Below are 23,115 nucleotides of genomic sequence, written 5' to 3' on the forward strand. Positions count from 1 at the left end.
CAATGAAATTATTTCAATCTTACATCTATGTTGTTTTGAGTTTATTTACAGTAACAATTTTGTTTTCTCAAAATAACTCAAAATCAACTTCTGTTAATAATGGAAAAAGAAATCCAATTGGAGCTATTATTGGAGGAAATAATACGATCTGTGCTGGCTCTAAGACACAATTTACTATTGCCAATCATCCAACTCATTCGGGACACACCGGTAAATGGTCAGTTTCTAATAAATTAGTTGCTGCTGTAAATAGTGATGGGGTCGTTACGGCATTGCAGCCTGGTGTATTTGTCCTAAAATATGATTCTGATGATTCAAATTGCAAAGGTGATAGCCATAGGACGGTGGTTGTAAAATTGATTCCTAAAGCAAGTGTTATAGGACCAACTTCTATTTGTATAAATGGAACAACAAAGGTATTTCCTCTTTTGGCAGGAACTTGGACAAGCAGTAATCCTGCTGTTGCTACAGTAAACAATTTGGGAATCGTAAAAGGTATTTCTTCTGGTTCTGCAACGTTTACTTTTACATCTTTAAATGGTTGTCCATCGGAGCCGACAGTTCCAGTAACTGTTAGTTCTGGCTCGAATGCAGAGATTGTAGGATCAAGTTCTATCTGTATCAATGAAACAACGACATTGTCACCTTCTACAGGAGGAACATGGACAAGTAGTAATAAAGGAGTTGCAACAGTAACAAATTCAGGTGTCGTAAAAGGGATTTCTGCTGGTACAGCAACATTTACTTTTACAAAAACTGGAGGTTGTGCATCTTTACCAAGTCAAGCGGTAAAAGTAAATGCAAATACTGCAGTACGTATAACAGGCGCAAATGTTATTTGTGTAAAAGGAACAACAACATTATCTCCAACTTCTGGAGGAACATGGTCAAGCAGTAATTCTAGTGTAGCAACTGTAAGTAATGCAGGAATTGTTACAGGAATAGCTGCAGGAAAAGCAACATTCGTTTTCACAAAAACTGATGGATGTACTTCTTTACCAACCTCTTCAATAACAATCAATACTTGTCCTCAAGCAATTATTACAGGACCAGATAATATATGTGTGAATGGAACCACAACTTTGTCACCCACTACAGGCGGAACGTGGACTAGTAGTAATAGAGCGGTCGCAACTGTAACTAATGCAGGTATTGTAAAAGGGATTTCGACTGGTACGGTAACTTTTACTTATACAAAAACAGGAAGTTGTTCATCTGTACCAACTCCAGTGTTGACAGTAGGCAATAGTACGCCAGCTCGTATTACAGGGACGAATTCAATTTGTATAAATGGCACTACAACTTTATCACCAACAACAGGTGGAACGTGGAGCAGCAGTAATACATCTGTTGCCACAGTGAGTAACGATGGTATTGTTACAGGTATTCGTGCAGGTAGAGCGACCTTTATTTTTACAAAAACTGGAGGTTGTACTTCGCCAGCAACTTCTGCTGTAACAGTAAATGATTGCCCAGTGGCGGCTATTACAGGCCCTAGTTCGATTTGTATAAATGGAACAACAACATTATCACCAACTACAGGCGGAACTTGGACGAGTAGCAATAAAACAATTGCAACAGTTACTAATTCAGGTGTAGTAAAAGGTATTTCTGCAGGAACTGCAAAGTTTACTTTTACCAAAACAGGAAGCTGTAATTCGTTGGCAACTCCAGCAGTTACAGTTACAACAGCACCAAAGGCTAATATAACAGGTTCTAATTCTATTTGTGTAAATGCAACAACTACATTGTCTCCAACAAGTGGAGGAACATGGTCTAGTAGTAATCCTGCAGTAGCAACAGTAAATAATAATGGAATTGTAACAGGTATTTCTGCTGGTACTGCAACTTTTACTTTTACAGTTACAGGAGGAGGGTGTGTTTCAGCGCCAACTTCTGCAATAACAATTAATGCAAATCCAATAGTAAGTGCAATAACTGGCGGATCAAGTATAATTAGTATAGGATCTGCGACTCAATTTTATAACAATACATCTGGTGGAGTTTGGTCTATTGCAAATGGAACAGGAAGTGCAATAATAACAGCTTCTGGACTTGTAACAGGCACTGGAATTGGAACAGTAAAAATTAATTATACAGCAGAAAATGGCTATTGTAAAGGAATGGTTTCGCGCGAAATTACTATAAAAGCAGCTACTGTTTTACCAGCTATTACAGGTCCAGATACAATTTCGATTTCAAAACCATCAACAGCGTTTCAAAATGAAACAGCTGGAGGAGTTTGGAGTATAAAAAACGGTTCAGGCGCAGCAACAATAACACAAGGCGGAATTGTACAGGGTACTCAGGCAGGAACTGTAGAAGTTGTTTACACTTTTGTTGATTCTTACGGAGTTACTGTTACGGCCAGCAAAGAAATTACTATAAAAACAGCTACTGTTTTACCAGCTATCACTGGACCTGACACAATTTCGATTTCAAAACCATCAACAGCGTTTCAAAATGAAACAGCTGGAGGAGTTTGGAGTATAAAAAACGGTTCAGGCGCAGCAACAATAACACAAGGCGGAATTGTTCAGGGTACTCAGGCAGGAACTGTAGAAGTTGTTTACACTTTTGTTGATTCTTACGGACTTACTGTTACTGCGAGCAAAGAAATTACTATAAAAGCTGCTACTGTTTTACCATCTATCACTGGTCCAGATACAATTTCAATTTCAAAACCATCAACAGCGTTTCAAAATGAAACAGCAGGGGGAGTTTGGAGTATAAAAAACGGTTCAGGCGCAGCAACAATAACGCAAGGCGGAATTGTTCAGGGAACTCATGCAGGAACTGTAGAAGTTGTTTACACTTTTGTTGATTCTTATGGAGTTACTGTTACTGCGAGCAAAGAAATTACTATAAAAGCTGCTACTGTTTTACCATCTATCACTGGTCCAGATACAATTTCAATTTCAAAACCATCAACAGCGTTTCAAAATGAAACAGCAGGGGGAGTTTGGAGTATAAAAAACGGTTCAGGCGCAGCAACAATAACTCCAGGCGGAATTGTACAGGGTACTCATGCAGGAACTGTAGAAGTTGTTTACACTTTTGTTGATTCTTACGGGGTTACTGTTACGACCAGCAAGGAAATTACTATAAAAGCAGCCACTGTTTTACCAGCTATCACAGGTCCAGATACAATTTCAATTTCAAAACCATCAACAGCGTTTCAAAATGAAACAGCAGGGGGAGTTTGGAGTATAAAAAACGGTTCAGGCGCAGCAACAATAACGCAAGGCGGAATTGTTCAGGGAACTCATGCAGGAACTGTAGAAGTTGTTTACACTTTTGTTGATTCTTATGGAGTTACTGTTACTGCGAGCAAAGAAATTACTATAAAAGCTGCTACTGTTTTGCCAGCTATTACTGGTCCAGATACAATTTCAGTTTCAAAACCATCAACAGCGTTCCAGAATGAAACAGCAGGAGGAGTTTGGAGTATAACAAACGGTACAGGTGCAGCAACAATTACTAGTGAAGGAGTCGTAGAGGGAACTCAGGCAGGAACTGTAGAAGTTGTTTACACTTTTGTTGATGCTTACGGAGTTACTGTTACGACCAGCAAAGAAATTACGATAAAAGCAGCCACTGTTTTGCCAGCTATCACGGGACCTGATACAATTTCAGTTTCACAAAAATCATTGCCGTTCCTAAATGAAACAGCAGGAGGAGTTTGGAGTATAAAAAACGGTTCAGGTATTGCAACAATTACTAATGAAGGAGTAGTAGAAGGTATTCTGGCAGGAACTGTAAAAGTTGTTTACACTTTTGTAGATGCTTATGGTGTTACGGTTACGACCACTAAAGAAATTGAAATTGTAAGCTATACACCACTACAAGGTAAAATTATTGCCTCAATAGAAAAACCGACTACATTAGATACGATCAGTTTTTCATTTGAAACATTAACAACAACTTTTACAGCAAGAAAGACATCTTCTCAATTGGCTGTTTCTGAGAAAAGCACTGCGTCATCAACATTGGTAAATAATCTAACATATAAGTGGATTTTCCACGAACTGGATAATGTCACATTAAAGGATACCATCACAGATCCTATTGCATTGCAAAGATTTCCGATTCCAGGTAACTACCGTTTAATTCTTATAATTAAAGATCAAAATGGTATTGAAAGTACATTTTACAGAGATGTGATTGTAACCCAAACTTGTGATCCAATTATTGGTAAAATAATTATTTTGAATTAACCTCTAACAAAATATTATAAGTTGAATTGATCTATCCCTTATAATTTCATGCAAATGATTTTATAAAGAGGAAGCAAGAATATAAAAATTAACATATTAGAAAATATGACAAATTGTTTTAAAAAGCATTGGATTCTTATTATTGGAATGTTGTTATTATCAAATCTATCTATTAGCCAGTCATTTATATCTTTTGATTCGGAAAATCCGGGAGTATATAAGCCAAATGGAAGATACTTTATGGTTCATTTAAATCCAATCAGTAGTTTAGCCGCCGAATGTACTAGTCAAACTATAAAATTAGATATAGGTAATCTAACTTACCTTCCTGGTTCGAATGGTCCTTTACCACAGGGAGTAGTTATAAATCCTGTAACAGATAGTAATGGCCTTACAATATTGACAATAACTGGTATTGTCAACGATGGGAAACAAGGATCAAGTTTAGCATTTGATGTTGCAATGCAGTTTAAGCCAGGCACTTGTGATGGAGTTAAACAAATAATTACCGCTACTACGACGAATGTTGGATGTAATGTGGCTTCAAATCAGTCTGGGAGTATCGAAGCAATATCTTTATCTCCAAATAATGCTATAGTTGAAATGAATGAAAACTATGAAAAACAACCATTTTGTCCCAGAAAAATTATTAAATATACAATGCACGCTTCTAATCCTTTAAATCAAGGATTTAATATTGGAAAGGTAAAATTAAGGGTGGAAGTAGAAAAGTGTGCAACTGTGATGGGAGTATATAAAAATAATACATATGCTAGTGTAAATCCAGTGATTACATCTAATGGTAGCGTACAAATTGTAGAATTTGATGTTCCTGATATAATGTTAAGTATATATGGTAATACAAAATCATATGACATTTATATTGTGTATCCCTGTCTTAATGGTAATAATAGTGATTGTACAACAGGTAGAAAATACATCAGTGTTTCTATGACTGGAGAAAAAATGGGTTGTGGTATTCCTTTTGAAACAGAAAAAGTAACAAAATCTCACCTAATAAGTACAGAAAGTGCTACTTGTGGCAATGTGAATTGCATTCCAGGAGGAGATGTTGGTGAAATAGAGAAAATAGCCCTTTATAATAGTAGCGGAACTTTTGCATGCCCTGTCGCATGTTTAAATGCTTGGGACAGAGCTGTTGTAAGATTATCTATACCGCCTTTTAATCCGAATTTTACTAATAGAGTGGCAACTGTTGATATTCCTAACGGAATAATTATTTCTACAGCATTTGTTAATGAAGCAAATTCTTGTGGTACTCCATATATAATTAACTATATAGATGCTCAAGGAAATAAACAATCAAGACCTTTTTCTGGTACTTTAACTCGAAAGATTGAATTTATTACAGATTGTATTATCTCTACTCCACAATCACAATTTTGTATTGATTTTAATTATGATCCTGTTTCACCTCCTGCATCTGGTAGTTATTTGGGATTCTATTTTACTTACACTTCTAACGGAGCAAAGGTTATTGAGGGGGCATATGGTGCTACAATTGAACAATGTTTTTCAAATGCTTTATTAGTGAAACAAGTTAGAAAAGCTAGTCAAAAAGTATTTGAAAATAATTATAATGCTTCAGCTATACCTGGAGAGTTAATGATTTATAGACAAGAAATTTATAATTTAGGAACGGGTGATAATAATAACGTTACTATTGACAAAATTGATCCTAATTTGGTATATGCAGGCGGATTTAAATACGCTTATCAACAAGGTACTATTAATGACCCTAAAGTATTTACTCCCTTATTAGGGAAAAATAGTTTTACGCTACCTGAACTTGGTACTGTAAATGTTTCAGTACCGGCTATAGGAGAATCTGGTACAGTAACTTTATCAGGATTTAATTTTCCGTGTACTGTAAAAAAACTTTTTATTGAGTATAATGTTATAGTTAAAAATAATGTTATTGCAGGAACTAAGATACCAAATTTTGCAACTTTGACAGGATCATCACGCCCTTCTGTTACGCCAACAAATAACATTACAATAGCAGCATTTACATATGTTAAAAATAAGATGTTTGTAAAATGTTCATTAGCTAATGAATGGAATGAGAGCGGTATAAATGTGAAAAATGAAGAAGTTGTAGATTTTAAAATGCAATTTTCTAATGCAGGTTCTACTCCTGTAGTACTTTCTGAATTATTAAATTTGAAGCCTCAATTGGGAGATTTGTATGAATTAGGTTCTAATCCAAGGAAAAGCACATTTAATGTTAATTATTATTGTGATTCACCAGAAGTTTTTGTTAATGGTGTCCTAACACAAGGAGTAAGTTTTGAATATGCACTAAATTCTCCTACTATGGATAGAAGCATGCTTTGTCCTGAGTCAACTTCAGGAAATTCCCCAAATTGGATATCAACATGTGATAATGCAAATTGGTTTAAAGTTAATTTTCCTAATAATTTTAGAATTTTACCTGGTGATTATGTAGATGTAATTTATAAAGGAAAAATTTCAGGTGCAGTCGGAACTGCATATAATAGTTTTGCTTTTAGTGCTGCTGATTGTAGTATTTTGTCTGCAAACTCAAATACACTGGTGTTAACAAATGATAATACTGGTATTGGCTGTAATTCATGTACTTTGACAAATCCATACTCAGGAGATATGAAAAATCTATTTGTGAACCTACTAAAAAACATACTTACCAGAAAAATAAATGGAGAAACAGACTCTCAAATTAATGGCAGTAGTCCTGAAGAGTTAATTGCTCTTATGCCTTATATAAAAAATGGAGGGGGAAATAAAATCTACAATTTTAGCTCAACAATGAATGCTGAAAATAAAATTACTACTATAAAATTTTCTTTTACTGCAAATAGCGAAAATGATGTTACGTTTCTTGAAGAAAAAGGGTTGGATTATAATCCAGAAGTTGGCGCTATTAATCCATCTTATTTAAATATTGATTTGACCTTATTTGATTCTACAAATCAAGATCAATATTTTACCACTTGTAGAAAAACATTAGATGATCATGGAACTGTTGTTTCAGATTGTAATAGTAAGACACAAGTGAAAAATATAGATTTTTGTCCAACAAGATTTTGTCATCCGATGAATGGTGAAATTAAAACAGGTGAATAAGCTATTACTTTCAAAAGCAGATAATTTGTTCTAAAATCGAATTAAATAAAAGTCAATTAATTTTTAGTTAAGACAGAAATAAACAATAGCAGGACTTCCTGCCAAATACTTACAAGATATTAGTATCCATAAACAGAGTTAATTATGTTAAAACATTTAAAAATAAGAAAAAATTGGATAATCCTTGCTTTTTGTACGGTGCTTTGTTCTATTACTTCTGTATACTCTCAAGAAATTATTCCAGACACGTATTTGGGCATAGATGTTCCTGGATTAACTAATGCATATAAAATGAGAGGGTTGACAGATGAAATGATAGAATTGCGACTAAATACATTAAGAGATAATCAAAAAAAGATACTCTTAGAAGCAATTAAGAACCAAGAGTCTACTAAAATTTTGCAAAATAAATCTGGAATAAATAAATCATCATTATTATTAAATAGTGAAGTAGCTGCATCTATTCAATCAACAGGCATTTTTTCAAGAATAGCTGTTATTGTTCAAGACACCCTAATTATAAAAAAAGGTGTCAAGACAAAGTTTTTTCTAGAACCTACTTCACCAGATATGGCATATAAGTGGGTTTTTTATGACTTAGATAATGTGACCAAAAAAGATTCGGCTACGACACCGATAGCTTATCAAAAATATACCCTACCAGGAAAATATAAAATTACACTAGAAATAAAAGATCCAAGTGGCTGTATCTCCTATTTTACAAAAAATATTAAAGTAGAAGATTCTGAACTTTGTGTTGGAAAACCGATAAATTTTGCTTTTGAAACAACAGAAACTAATTTAACATATACTTGGACGGCTACGAATGCTGCAGGCGTTCTTGTAAATGAATTGTATAAAAGTACTGATGGTTTGTATACGTATACGCCAACTCTTCCTGGTGATTTTGTTATTAAGCTAACAGCTACAGGAACTGGAAAATGTGAAACTGTATTTGAGGAAAAAATTACTGTTTTAGATTGTGATCCTGCACCAGTCTGCGAAAATCATATTGCTATTGTGGTAGACGAATCGGGTTCAATTGATGATACCGAAGCAAAAAGAATTAGAGCACAATTAAAATCTTTTATTGCAGCTCAAATTAAGTCGAATAAGGATGGTGACGGTAAAATGACCATTTCATTAATTGGACTTTCAGACACTGATAAAGACACTCGTACGGATCATGTTCTTGAATATTCAGTATCTGAAGCTGATCTTTTAAATGGCGGGTATATATCTAGATGGATTGATAATTACGGAAGAAGATACGGACAGACAGGTATAAGCAAAGGTTCTGATTATTGGAAAAGTGGTTTGAGTGTAGTTTTAAATACAAACTTTAAAATTAAACCAAAATTAGTTTTCTTAATTACAGACGGTTGTCAGACAACTAATCCTGAAGGTCTTAAAACATTAATGCAGAAATTTGATAACTATCAAAACTCTCCTGACCAAAGCGAAAACAAGCCGCATTTATATGTTGTAGGTATTAACAACGGTTTCTATGTTGATAATGCAGAAACAAGTAAAACTATGGCTCGTAGCGCTGATCCTAATTTTGTTCCTTCATTATTGAAGACAAGTTTCGATTCTACCAATTCGGCTTATTTAGGTAAGTCACTACAATACCTGTTTAATTTCAATGAAAATAATACTAACGCATTCCCAATAGAACGTATTAATGGTTTTGACAGTGCAACGTATTTTGCTCATAATGATTTTACAATGTTAAGCGATGAGCCTTTTTATTTCTCAGATGGAATCGTAGAAGCTGGAGCAGGATGTGGAAAGTTATCTGAAAAAGATTATTGTGCTAACTGTATTTCTTTCCAACCAGAAATTAATAAAGAATATTTATTGAGTGCTTGGGTAAAAGAAGATACAAATATTCAGCTAAAAGATTATAAAAACTCAGAGATCAATATTTTGTTTTACGATGATCCGCAAGCTGCAGATCCAGATCCAAGTGATCCAGATGCGCCATCACAGATAATTGGAAGTGTTACATTAAAACCATCAGGTGCAATTATTGACGGCTGGCAGAGAATTTCAGGAAAATTTATTGTTCCAGAAAATACAATAACTGCTGGAGTGGTATTGAATAATAAGAACGTTGGTATTCCAATTTATTTTGATGATTTGAGAATTCATCCAGTGGACGGTAGTGTTAAAGCTTTTGTTTACGATCCTGAAACATTCAAATTGATGTCAGAATTAGACGAAAATAATTACAGTACTTTTTACGAGTATGATAACGAAGGAGGATTAGTGCGCGTTAAAAAAGAAACAAGTCAAGGTGTAAAAACTATTCAAGAAACACGCTCAGGTAATTTTATCAATCCAAAATAATTAGAAATGTTTTTAAGAAGATTAATAGGTGTTTTGGGTTTACTATGCTGTTCGTTTGGGTATTCGCAAGATGCAAAAGAGATATTAAAAAAAGTTGGAGAACAGTATGGTGCTGCCAAACCGCTTCAGTATAAAGTAACTTACAATTTATTTAAGGATTTTGACGCAAAAAAAGTAGAAGAAACTTATGCGGGCGTTTTCTACAAAAATGCACAAAATGATATGTACACCAAAATAGGCAATACTGAAACTTTAAATACGAAGAATGTTAACGTAAGAGTCAGTCATCCTGAAAAAGCAATTGAGATTAATAAGCCCATACCAAATTATAAAGGAGATTTGGATATAAAGGCACTATTAGAAATGTGTAAGATTGAAAAGTGCACTGATTTGAAATCGTTTTGGGAAATAACCTTAAAAACAAATTCGTTTACAGGCTTGCCTTATTCAAAAATAATAGTAAGAGTTTCTAAAACCTATTTTATACAAAAACAGGTGTTCTTTTATAATGCGCCATCTAATTTTTCTAAGGATTATCGTAAACCAGATTCACATTATCCGAGGCTAGAAGTAACGTACAGTAACTTTAGCAGAAACCCAGTAAGTGCATCAGTATTTAATAGTCAGAACTATTTTACATCTTCTGGAGGAAAAATTGTTTTGTCTCAGCAATTAAAAAAATACGAGATAGTAGATCAAAGAAATGTTGCCAATAATAATTAAGATAAATTATAGATATATGTATATCAGCAAAAATTTTATAGTAGTATTATTTTTATTTTTTAGTTTGTTTTCTTTTGGACAACACGAAGAAGGAATTGTGGCTTATAAGCAAGGTAGTGAATTGTCGACTAAGCCAAAATTAAGTGTAATTGACCCTAGATTTTCAGACTTAAATAATAAGAAATTATTTGTTTCGGTAAATGATGGTGTATCAATTCATTTTGGTTTTAACGATGATATTACTAAACCAGAGGCTTATAAAGAAATTTATGACTGTACTATAAATTTAAAAATCACTCCTTATAATAATATAGGAGATATAGATTATAGTTATATAGAAAACGGTGAGGTTAAATATCACAACAATCCTTTTATTATATCTTTAAAAATTACTCATGATAATGTAACAAAAGGAGTTAAGGTAAATGATTACCTAGTTTATAAACTTCCAGGAATTCATCAAGCAGATGTTGAAGTTAGTTCAATAACATATTCCTCTGTGGGAGTTCATACTTCTCCTTATTTAGCCGTGAAGTTTACCACAGATCGCTATTATAATTTACAAAATACAACTGCTATACCGACCGCAGAATTTGTTAAGTATAATAATGGATTAACACCTACTACAGTTTCTGCGGCGAGTCAAGCGGATGAAATTTTAATTAAATGGAAAAAAAATGAAGAGGCTCCAGCTTTGGAGTATGAATTAGAATGGGCTTGGATTGACAATTTTGGATCTGATGGTGCTAAAAAAGGAGCTGGTGATATTGCTTTGACAGAAAAAGATTTCATGTTAAACAGCACGAGAATTCAAACAAAAGAGACTTCATACAGTATTCCTCTTGTTTATTCAAGCGGTTATTTTATATATAGAGTTAGAGCAGTTGGACGATTCTTAGACGATATTACAAAAGTTTATAACGGAAAATGGTCTGTTTCTGAAGTTAGTAAGACATTAAATCTTGTTAGTGACTGGACTTTTATTGAAATAGATAAATCTCATGAGTCAGGTGAGAAAAACTGGCAGTATCAAGCCTCTTTTGCTGAAGATGGTAAGAAAAAAGAAGTTGTAAGTTATTTTGATGGTTCTTTACGTAATCGTCAGACGGTTACAAAAGTTAATTCAGATAATAAAGCAATTGTAGGAGAGGTTATTTATGACAACCAAGGTAGAGCAGCAATTGAAGTATTGCCAAGTCCATTACAGTCATCAGCGATTCACTTTTATAAAGATCTTAATAAAAATGCTGCGGGTTCATTATTTACTCATAGAGATTTTGACTGGGATTTAAAAGATACAGTTCAAGATTGTAAACCAATTATAGCTCCTGGATTAGCAAATACTTCAGGATCGGGAAAGTATTATTCATTGAATAATGCCAAAACAGATAATTTTCAAGATTATGTTCCAGATGCTCAAGGTTATCCCTTTTCTCAAATTGAATATACTCCTGATAATACAGGCCGCATTAAAAGCAAAGGAGGAGTAGGTATTGATCATCAGATTGGTAAAGGCCATGAAATGCGTTATTTTTATTCTCAGCCATCGCAAGAAGAGTTAAACCGACTTTTTGGCTACAAAGTTGGAAATAGATTGCATTATAAAAAGAATACAGTTATTGACCCGAATGGTCAGGTAAGTGTAAGCTATTTAGATCCGCAAGGAAGAACTATTGCAACAGCTCTAACGGGAGATAAAGAAGGTAGTCTGGAAGCTTTAGATGATGAAAAGGATACGAAACTTCACGCTATAATTACTTCAGATATGTTGGCAGACGGAAATACGATTTATGCATCTGGTGAAAATGGTATATTAAAAGACGGTTTGAAATTAAACACTGTTGTTCCTGTTGTACAGAGCAAAGCGGTCACGTTTCAATATTCTTTTACAAAAACGAAAAATGCATTTACAGATGCTTGTTTAAATGGTAAATTTTATCCGTACGTATATGATTGGGCAATTAGTCTTAAAGACGATTGCAGCAACGAATTATTAGTTGGAAACGATGCTTTAACAACAAAAATTGGAGAATATAGTCTAACAGCAACGAGTTCGTCTGAATTGAAACTTCCGATAAGAACTTACAATGCATTAGATCAGGAAAAATTTCTGAGAGTTGGAGCCTATTCTTTTAATAAAGATTTGCGAATTGATAGCGATGTATTAAAACGTTATGCTGACGATTACATCAAACAATTAAAGGATAATAAAATTTGCTTGCCTGATTTAACGGCATTAGAAGAAGATGTTACACTTACAGATTGTAATATTACTTGTAAAAGCTGTGAAGATAGTTTGGCTAAAAGCAATCTGACAGAAGCTCAATACAATTCTTTTAAAACCTATCTAGGTGAGACTGATAACAAATTAGGAAATGTAGACGGAAGAGCAGCATTAATAATTACTGCAGAGAATAACTATGTCGCAAAAAATATGCTTACTGTTCTTGAATTAAAAGAAACAGAAAGAGCTAGTTATGAGAATAGTTTTAGATTTGAATTTCAAAACCTATTAAAAGGTTGTAGAGAATTGTGCGAACAGCCAGTAAATGTTTGCGATCTTAATCTTGGAATGTTATTAAAAGACATGAGCCCTCATGGACAATATGGTTCTGTTCAAGGAATAGAATTAGATGTTGACGATGCTGCTGTAGAAGCAAATGAAGACATAGATGCTCCACTAGATCCTTTAAGTATTTTTAATGTTAATAATGATTTGTCATACGGTGGTTTCCATACTGAAACGTATAGAGATGAAGATACAAATCAGGATGTAACAGTAAAAATTTCAAATAATACGTGGAAAAATCCTGATGGAGGATTTTATAAAAATGACGATGGATCGGTTTCAAAAATTAAAGTAAAATTAGTAAGTACAGTTCCTGGAAAGCCAGAAGGAAATATTTACGAGCCAGCGTTAGAAGATATTATCTTAACTAATAATGATCGCGATCCAAATAGTGACGATCCAAATGATTATTTGGTAGAACCAAAATATCTAAAAGATGTTGCTTATTTTGTAAGTATCTGGCAAAGTAGCTGGGCAAATGCTCTTGTTAAGTTTCATCCGGAATATCAATATTATAAATACAATTTAGGACTTTGCATGAAGCAAAATTCTGCAGGTATAAATTCAAACGCATTTGATGCTGATTTACTTGAAAAAGAATATTACACTGAGGAAATGACTCAGCCAAATGAAGCAATCTTTGCGGCTGGAGGTGTATTAGAGCAATTGTTGAATATTAATGCTACAAATGATCCATTCTACAGTTCTAAAAATGACTTCTTGCAAGAAACAAACGAAGATTTTGCAGTTAGAAGAGATATCATGCGCGAAGGTTTAACATCAAATTATGATGGTATGAAAGCAGGAGGAAAGAGTATGAGTATGCTTCAAACAGCTTATTACTTTGCTTATTATTCTAATGGAATTGCTCATGAATCTGCTTTTGCAAATTTTTTAAGCCTTACACAATCAGGATTATTAGATAAAATCAGAACTCTTGGAAGCACAGGAAATATAGTAGAGTTAAACACCAAGCAAAGAATTTGGGCCAATTTTAAAGCTTACTACATTGGATTAAAAGATAAAACACGTACTGTTTTGGCGCATATTGATGCCATAAAACACAATAACTATAATGAGTGCATCGGAAATCCTGATAGCTCAGATAATTTTGTAACCATATTAAAAAAATATACTGGAGTTACATCAGGTTATTCCGATACAAATTATGAAAGACTTGAGAAGTTAATAGCTTTAGCGCCAGATCCTGATAAAGTAGCAATACCAACTACTCCAGCTAGTACAGGAATAAATTTAGTTTGCTCAGATGAGCTTTATACATTGTTTGCAACAAAAACAAAACGTTTTGTAGGAGCAGATTATGGCTATGATTCTAGCATGGATGATATGGATATTTTGGCAGCTGCAACAGCAGAAGCTGAAACAAAAATTTATTTAGAAACAGGAAAAAGTCCAGGATTTTTAGCACTTGAAAATTTCTTAAAAGGAATGGTAGATCCAAAGATTCAGGATCAGGGGTTAATTGTAACAAATCCGATACCAACCACAAGCATGCCATATTTGACACGCAGTCTTTTTAATGCTCAGGTATATCCTACTTTTATATTAGGAGCATCAAATGAAATTCCTGGAATTACAAGCGCAAAAGATGCATCAAATATGCTATCTATTGGTTTTGTTAGAGGAGGCGCATCAATTGCAACACCTATTATTTTACAGTTTGTAAATGAGAATGCACATGTTAATCCCTGTGGTACAGGAAGCAACAGTCTTAATTGGGCTGACGTTATAGATTTTAAGAATTTATATTACATTCCAAAGTCGTATGATAAAGATTTAGGAACATATAAATTTCAAATTATTGCTACTATAAAAAGAAAAGGAAGCAATGAAACTTGTAAAACTCCAGAAGAGGTTCTTGTACAAGGTACAACCAAAATAAATATTGCAGATTATTATCCTTTAAAAGCTGACGTTACTTGTGGAAAACAAGAAAGATTTAGTGAAGCTTTTAATAATTTAGTGTTGACTTTACAGCGTGAAAATACATTAAGAAACTCAAATTTAGATATTACAGCAAATGGAGCTTTTGCAGGAAGTTATCTTCATGATTATTTTGGTATACAGCCTGGAGATGCAGTTACATGGAATAATTCTGGAAATCAGGCTGATATTTCTGTAAATGGAGAAAAACGTATAGCGCTTAATTTTGGTTCTCATGCTTTAGGAAGCAAAGCAATTTCAAGAATTTCAGTTGGAGATTTATTAATCAATAGTCCATACAATTTAGTTAAAGTAAGACTTCGAGGATTAATTGGTTTACGCCAGATTAATGCTAGAATTTCGACAGGAAATAACAAAAGACCTTTATACTTTACTTGTTGTTCGGTATGTGGTGAAAACGACTACAATGGAGATGGAATTGGTGACGAGTGCGATGTTACTAGCCCATGTGGTGTAGTGGATAGTGACGGTGATGGTGTTTTTGATGATTGCGACAATTGTAAAAATACTCCAAATCCTGATCAAAGAGATAGTGATAATGATGGTATTGGAGATGCTTGCGATGGGAATTCTCCTAATCCTTGTGGAACTATTGATAGTGACGGTGACGGTGTTTTTGATAATTGTGATAATTGTAAAGATTTTCCAAATCCAGATCAAAAAGATACCAATAACAATGGTATAGGAGATGCTTGTGATAATCCTTGCGGTACAATAGATACTGATGGTGATGGCATTTACGATAAATGCGATAATTGTCCATTTGTTCCAAATCCTGATCAGAAAGATACAAATGGTAATAACCTAGGTGATGTTTGTGATATTACAAGAATAAATACTTGTAAAATTCCAGAAGATGTAGAACTTAAATATGAAGATAATCTAAGAGATGTTCTTAATGATGCAATAACGAAAAATTTATTTGCAACTTTTCAAAATTCTGCTAGCAATGATTTAATGAATCATTTTATTACTGAATCTGGTTTAATAGAAAAGTTTCAAGTAGCAAGAAATCTATATGTAGAATTTGAGCCAGATACTTATAATACTCCTATTGAACTAAAATCGTTTTCGGTTAATAAAAGTATGCCAGATGGAGGAGGAAATCCGTACTTTCAAATATTCTTCAAAAACAGCACTGGTCAGACAGATGCTGCGATAATCTTGCAGATGAACGCTAACTCGGTTAAAAAAATTAATTATATAGATGTATCGGGTACAGTTGGAGCAAACGTTTATTATACAGATATAAATAATATCGCTAGAACAGCCAGAGTAAGTTTGTATAATAACGTTCACTATGATGAACAACATGGTTATACAGAAGGAATTTGTGATATTCTTAATTATAAATTATACTCTCTTAGAACGGCGAGATCTTTAAAATCAAGTATTTCTTTAAAGAATAGACCATATTATGAGACAATAATTAATAGCGATGGTACTGTAACAAATATTCAGCACAACTTGTCTGTAGCTCAGGCAAACGAGGTTATGAGATTATCTGGTCCAGTAGAAGAAGTATGTCCAAAGCTTTGTGTTCCAGCAATTCCAGAACCTGTAGTTTGTGCAGAGAAGTGGAGTTTGTTTAAAGCTGATTTGAATACAATAATTCCAAGTTACGTACTTCCTGAAAAATTAAATGATAATGGGAAGTTTTTCTGTGAAGCCAATTTTGGTTACATCAGTGACGATTATATCTACTATTTAACAAAACTAAAAGAGTTTAAAAAAGGAACGATTAAAAGCAGTAATGCATTATTTGTAGACATTAATAAATTTGGAGCTACTAGATTACACTATGGTAATAAAGATACTCGTGGTGTAATTGACGAATACTTTAAATATTTAGTTCTAATTGATGTGCCAAATCCTACAGAAGAGGCATTAACATGGAATCAATTTGCTGATAAATATGTTGCTGATTACCAGAAATGTGTGCCTGCTGTAATGATTCCAAGATTTAGTTTAGTGCCTGAAAATCCAGGTACAAAAACACCTTGTGAATTATATGCAGCAACTGTAAAAGAAGCTAACAAACAACAATTAGAAGAAGCATTTTATACCGCTAAACGCGAAGAGTTTGTAAGAAACTATACTAAAGAAGCATTGGAAGGAATTACTGAAACGCTGACAAAAACAGCTTCAGATAAAGAATACCAATACACATTGTATTACTATGATCAGGCAGGTAACCTAATTCAAACAGTTCCGCCAGAAGGAGTTGATAGATTATTGCCGGGTTCAGATACCATTATTAATACGGTAAGAGCAAATGATAGCGAAAAAGTTGATTTAGCTGATGTAAACGGAGTAAAAGTTGCACCGAAAAACGAGTTGCAGACTCAATACCGTTACAATTCATTAAACCAATTGGTATGGCAGGAAACTCCAGATGGAGGAATAAGCCAGTTTGCTTATGATGAGTTAGGAAGAATTATTGCTTCTCAAAATGCGAAACAAAAATTAGCCTCTCAATTAAGCTATACACGTTATGACAAATTAGGGCGTATTATGGAGGCTGGTCAATTAACGTTAAAAACTCCTGCTGTAATTACCGAATTAGGAAGATTGGCAGTTAGTACTGCCCCAAATGCAGCTTTAATTAAAGTTAATGCTATTGATGATCATTATCCATACAATATTGCTTCAAAAACAGACCAAGTAACAAAGACTTTATATGATAATCCTCTTGAGAATTCACAAAGCTGGTTCACAGATTATAGTGTAAACAATAGTCAAAAACGAGTTACTGCTATATTGTATTTTGATCAATTGCTTTCTGAGCCTACTACAGGTCAGGCTTCAGGAGGTTACAATAATGCTATTTTGTATGATTATGATGTTCATGGAAATGTGAAGGAATTAGTGCATCATACAAACAACAGCATACTGTTAAATGGTTTAAATCAGCAAATTAAAAAAGTAGTATACGATTACGATTTAATAAGCGGAAATGTTAATAAAGTAACCTATCAGCCTGCAAAAGCAGATCAGTTTATCCATAAATATGATTACGATGCTGACAATAGAATCAAACAAGTTTATACTAGTAAAGACAATACAGTTTGGGAAAAGGAAGCCAATTATCTGTATTATGAGCATGGTCCTCTTGCTCGTGTAGAAATTGGAGATAAGCAAGTTCAAGGAATAGATTATATCTACACAATTCAAGGCTGGTTAAAAGGAGTTAATTCAGAAGAATTAAATAATAATAAAACAGATGCAGGTAAAGATGGATTGAATGTAGCAAAAGATGCTTTTGGTTTTGCTTTAAATTATTACAAAGGAGATTATCTGTCAAGATCAAACAGTACCAATTCAACTGTTTTCAGTCTAACTAAAGGAGGAAACCGTGAAAGCAATGCCAATCTATACAATGGAAATATCAAGGATATGGTAACATCGTTGTTGGATCTTAACGGAAACCCGATGGCATCTCAATACAACAGCTATACATACGATCAGCTGAACCGTATTAAGAGCATGAATAGCCAGTCTATTTTAGCGGGTGTTTCAACTCCTTCATATCGTTCAAGTTATAGCTATGATCGAAATGGAAATTTAATGGCATTAAATGCTTTTGCTCCAAAAGCAGACGGTTCTATTGCTGAAATGGATAATTTAACATACAGTTATTTAACCAAAATGCATCCAGAAAGAGATCCTGCAGCTTACAATTATAAAACGAGAACCAATCAGTTGCGACACGTAAAAGATGCGGTTGGTGCAGGAGTCTTTACAAATAATGACAAAAACGCAAATGATACATCGTTAGATATAGACAGTCAGCCAGATGATAACTACACTTATGATGAAATTGGACAGTTAACGTCTGATAAATTGGAAGGAATTGATATTGAATGGCGTGTTGACGGGAAAGTTAACAAGGTGACTAAAAAGAACGGTACTGTAATAAGTTTTGAATATGATGGATTAGGAAACAGAACGTCTAAAAAAGTTGTTACACCGACTTCTAGTACGATAACATACTATGAAAGAGATGCGCAAGGTAATGTATTGAGTACTTACGAGATGATTACCAACGGTGCAGGATCTAAGTATTATCTTGTAGAGCAGAATATTTATGGAAGCAGTCGTCTGGGTATCGAACAATATGATCGTACAAAAGAGATTTCAGGAGAAGCTTTTGCATCTTTTGCTGAAAAGGCAAGTTTAATGACTGCAAGATCTATGGTTGCAATGAAGGGTGTAGAAGAGGTTCCTCCAACCTATGGATTACAATTTGTTGATCCAAAAGGTTTTACATCTTGGTCTGATTCAAACAGTAAATTAAATTTATTTGCTAATAAGTCGACAAGAACAAAAGTGATAACATTAAGCTCTCATTTCAAAATTGATCCTGCTAACATTAAAGATCAAGAAAATGTGGTTGTGGCGTTACATGGCTCTTCTGTAGAAGGAAGTTTCCCAAAATCAAATTCATATTCTTACAGAAGCTCTATATTATTAACAGTTAAAAAGAATGAATTAACAGGTTATGTGCCAACGGTATCTTTATATAAATACCGCCGTAATCACCATGATTACAATAGAAAAGGTAAAAAGAAATACTCTTTTAGAAGTACTTTGGAAAGAACAAATTTTACAATTGACACTGAAACAGGAGCAATTCCAGAAAGTGCATTTGATTTTAATGCAGAAGTTAGGTTAAACTCAAAAAATGGAGCCTATGAGGTAGTTATTGTATTAAATGGAAACGTTTATTCTACAGTTTCAAAATCAGAAGTGCTTAAAAATGGTGAAAACTATGAAAACTTAAAGAGAAATGACGGCCGTTTAAAAATTACTCAACCGGCTAATTCATTAGGTACGGTCAAAATAGAAGATAAGCCTAATGAGTTTTTAGAGTTACCGGCTTTACGAAATGAAATGTGTGATTTCACATACAGTATCGATAACGGAAAAGGAACAGAACCTTTAAAAGTTAATGCATTCGCTTTTGATGAAGCCCCAAGCTCAGATAGAAGACCAGTTTCTTCTACAGAGTTAAAAATGACATTAAGTAATGTTTCTTACGCTTCAACATTCTGTGGCTTAACAGAAAGTGATCGTGATGCAGATGGTGTAAAAGATAAAGATGATATCTGTCCAGATGTATTTAACCCTAAACAAGAAGACACGACTGAAATCGCATTAGGATATGCTCCAGACGGAGTAGGAGATGTTTGTGACAACTGTGCTTATCCAAACCCGCTTCAAATCGACACTGATGGAGACGGACGAGGAGACGATGTTGAAGTAAACGGCGTTTTAAAACAATGTGATAACTGTCCATCAATTCCAAACTACGATCAAGTAGATACTGATGGCGATGGTATTGGAGATGCATGCGACAACTGTAAAACAATCAACAATCCATTGCAGGAAGATGCTAATAAAAACGGTATTGGCGACGCTTGTGAAGGATTAGATCAAGGAGTAGGAGAAACAACTATTGTAGCTGTTCCTGAAACGTCTACTCGTTTAGTTGGAGACAAACGTTACGAATTATCAAATCATTTAGGAAACGTATTAAGTGTAATAAGCGATAGAAAATTGTTTAAAGCTGCAAATGAACCAGGTCAAGAAACACTTAACTATTATGATTTTAACGGATGGGAAACTATTGTAGGAAATTCTAATTGGCTTAAAGCTGGTACATCTTCTGTAAATGCAGTTGTTCCTGCAGATAATAAATTGAAGATTACTACCACCGATACTAAGCAAGGGGTAGTGCTTTCAATGCTGACTACAGCAGGTAAAAAGTATACAGTATCTTATGATTTAGACTTGGTAGCTTGTCCAGAGGTTAAAGTAGAAGTGTCAAATATGGGCATTCCTTTCCAACAGCAGATTGAAAGTAATTCTGGCAGAAGAAGTGTAACATTTACAGCAGCAGGCGTAGTGAGTATTGTTCACTGGACTCGTAATAGAGCTAAAGATGATGTAGATGATGTTTACACGTTAGATAATGTAACAACAAGTGTAGAATCGACTGAAAATACAGTTGCTTTTACTACCTTTAGCCCAGATATATTTAGTTATTCAGATTACTATCCTTTTGGAATGCTGGTCCCTAACAGACATAAGTCTGCCGATAGCTACCGTTATGGCTTCCAGGGACAGGAGAAAGATGATGAAATTCGTGGCGGGGAAGGGAATTCTTTGAATTATACTTTCAGGATGCATGATCCTAGGGTTGGTAGGTTTTTTGCGATTGATAAATTAGAAAGATCATATCCATGGAATTCACCTTATGCATTTAGTGAGAATAGAGTTATTGACGGTATTGAATTTGAAGGGCTTGAGTTCAGAATAGAAACGAAACAAGATAGAGGTACTAAAAATTACACTACAATTGTAATTCCTGATGAAAGTATACAATTAGGTGTGATTAAAGCACAAGTAACAGCATTAGGTAGTGCCGGCTATAATGGAAATACATCTAAGGAAACTATCAGTTTGAATAAAAAAATTAAATTTTCGGAGTCAATCGTAGGTAACGATCAAATGACTTTTAAGGGAACTTATGGCGCTAATGAATTATCGAAAACCATTATTGATGGAAGTACTCATCAAATCAATGACAAAATTGGTAAAACTTATGAAGAGAGTTATGTTAGCAATCCATATCTTAAAGAGATTAAAATTGATACCTATGCACTCTTGAAAACATTTACTGTTGTCAAACAAAGAGATGTATTAAAAGAATATGTAAAGGAAAAAACAACAGTAATGATTCAGATTGATGCAGTCAATATTAATACTCCTTACATGAAAAATTTAGCAACTAGTTTGCAGCGAGCTGGATATATTGTAACTTTAAATGAGGGATCAATAACAAATAATGATGCTTTTATGATATCAAATCCATTAGTTAAAACTACTGATCCTCAAAATACTGAAATTAGAATTGGAATAGAAATACAAGTGGGAACTAAAGTGAAAAAAGTAATATCTGATAGAGTCATTTCGGTTACAAATGACGAAACAGGAGAGACCTTTCCAAAACCTGCCAATACTAACACGAATACTACTGATGGAAACTAAAAAAAAATATCTATTATGTTTATTTATTGTTTTGAATTGTTTTTCGCAACATAAAACAGTAAATTATTTCTTTGAAGAAGTTCCTATATCGAAGTTGCCAATTGTTTTAGATGGCATTAGTTTTGAAAATTTAGATGCTTATCAAGAAGTTTTTTATGAGAATATTAAAAACTTCTTGATAAGTAAAAATGAAGATTTTGTTATAAAAATGGGGAATCCAAACTCAAAATTTTACGTTATTGGAAAATATGAATTTTATGACAAAATTGCAGTTGTTATGCTTACTAAGTCAGAACAAAATGGTAACAATTTAACTAATTGTTTTTTGCTTATGTATGACAAAGATGGGGGATTATCAAGCTACAGAACTGTAGCTTGGATAGGAAATGAGGCAGAGTCTAAAACAGCACTAATAAATTCAAATAATATTTTAGAATTTGAAAATTCATTAGACAAAGACAATACAAGATATTTAACATATTATTCGTTAAATATGGAAAAGAATTATTTCCCCTTTTCAGATGATAAATGTAACGAAATTGAAGCCTGTGTAAATTATAGACCAAGCATTGATTCTATTCCAGAGAGAAAAATCAAAAAATATATTTTTGATAAATCCTTTTTTAGAACAGAGAAAAAGTTAATTCCTCTCAAATATTGTTCTACAGATTCGATTTCGCAAATTCTTTCATCAATTGGCAATGAAAATAAATTATCAATGAAGAATTATTTTCTAGATTCTAAGAAAATTGAAGACGGAAAAAAAATAGTATTTTTCTTAAATAAATTCAAATACAAAAACTACAAAAATGTAAGCGAAGTTGGTTATCAGGTTTTTAACAAAAATGGATCTTTAAATAAGAGGGAGCAAATCGCACAATATTATACAACAAAAGATGAAACCGAAAGTATTATATCCTCTAATGTTTTTATTGAAAAAGGGAATATCCGAATTGAAACTCAAGAAAAAGGATCTGAGAAAAAAGTTCATCTATATAAATTAGATGGCTATTCGGAAATGTAAATTTTTGAATAGTCCATTAGTGAGGAAGTATGACATTAATAAAATCTAGTGTTTACCAATAAAAAACTACAACTTTTTAAGGTTGT

Annotated in this window: 6 protein-coding genes; all 6 read left to right on the forward strand. The window is 33.5% G+C overall.

All coding sequences use genetic code 11. From position 1 onward, the window contains the following. The first annotated feature begins 2 nt into the window (after window positions 1-2). Window positions 3-4,217, forward strand: a complete 4,215-nt coding sequence (locus HYN86_RS09780) for a beta strand repeat-containing protein (protein ID WP_113677849.1) — start codon at window positions 3-5, stop codon at window positions 4,215-4,217. Window positions 4,218-4,322: 105 nt separating this feature from the next. Next, window positions 4,323-7,343, forward strand: coding sequence for a hypothetical protein (locus HYN86_RS09785; RefSeq protein WP_113677850.1), 3,021 nt, complete (start codon window positions 4,323-4,325; stop codon window positions 7,341-7,343). 144 nt (window positions 7,344-7,487) lie between these two features. After that, entirely contained in the window at window positions 7,488-9,695 is a 2,208-nt protein-coding gene (locus tag HYN86_RS09790) for a vWA domain-containing protein (RefSeq protein WP_113677851.1), read from the forward strand. Between the two features lie 6 nt (window positions 9,696-9,701). Next, window positions 9,702-10,418 carry a hypothetical protein gene (locus tag HYN86_RS09795; RefSeq protein WP_113677852.1) on the forward strand — a complete coding sequence of 239 codons (717 nt, stop codon included), beginning with the start codon at window positions 9,702-9,704 and terminating at the stop codon, window positions 10,416-10,418. Between the two features lie 16 nt (window positions 10,419-10,434). Then, window positions 10,435-22,005: a thrombospondin type 3 repeat-containing protein gene (locus tag HYN86_RS09800; protein WP_230406449.1), complete on the forward strand. Its 11,571-nt coding sequence runs from the start codon at window positions 10,435-10,437 to the stop codon at window positions 22,003-22,005. After that, a complete protein-coding gene (locus HYN86_RS09805) occupies window positions 21,995-23,029 on the forward strand; it encodes a hypothetical protein (RefSeq protein ID WP_113677854.1) in 1,035 nt (344 codons plus the stop codon). The genes HYN86_RS09800 and HYN86_RS09805 overlap by 11 nt, the downstream gene beginning before the upstream one ends. Window positions 23,030-23,115 lie beyond the last annotated feature (86 nt).

Source organism: Flavobacterium fluviale (assembly GCF_003312915.1).
Classification (GTDB): domain Bacteria; phylum Bacteroidota; class Bacteroidia; order Flavobacteriales; family Flavobacteriaceae; genus Flavobacterium; species Flavobacterium fluviale.

Bases quoted from the DNA above. Each gene is read 5' to 3' on its own strand.
- HYN86_RS09780 (WP_113677849.1), top strand. From the start codon at position 3: ATGAAATTATTTCAATCTTACATCTATGTTGTTTTGAGTTTATTTACA.
- HYN86_RS09785 (WP_113677850.1), top strand. From the start codon at position 4,323: ATGACAAATTGTTTTAAAAAGCATTGGATTCTTATTATTGGAATGTTG.
- HYN86_RS09790 (WP_113677851.1), top strand. From the start codon at position 7,488: ATGTTAAAACATTTAAAAATAAGAAAAAATTGGATAATCCTTGCTTTT.
- HYN86_RS09795 (WP_113677852.1), top strand. From the start codon at position 9,702: ATGTTTTTAAGAAGATTAATAGGTGTTTTGGGTTTACTATGCTGTTCG.
- HYN86_RS09800 (WP_230406449.1), top strand. From the start codon at position 10,435: ATGTATATCAGCAAAAATTTTATAGTAGTATTATTTTTATTTTTTAGT.
- HYN86_RS09805 (WP_113677854.1), top strand. From the start codon at position 21,995: ATGGAAACTAAAAAAAAATATCTATTATGTTTATTTATTGTTTTGAAT.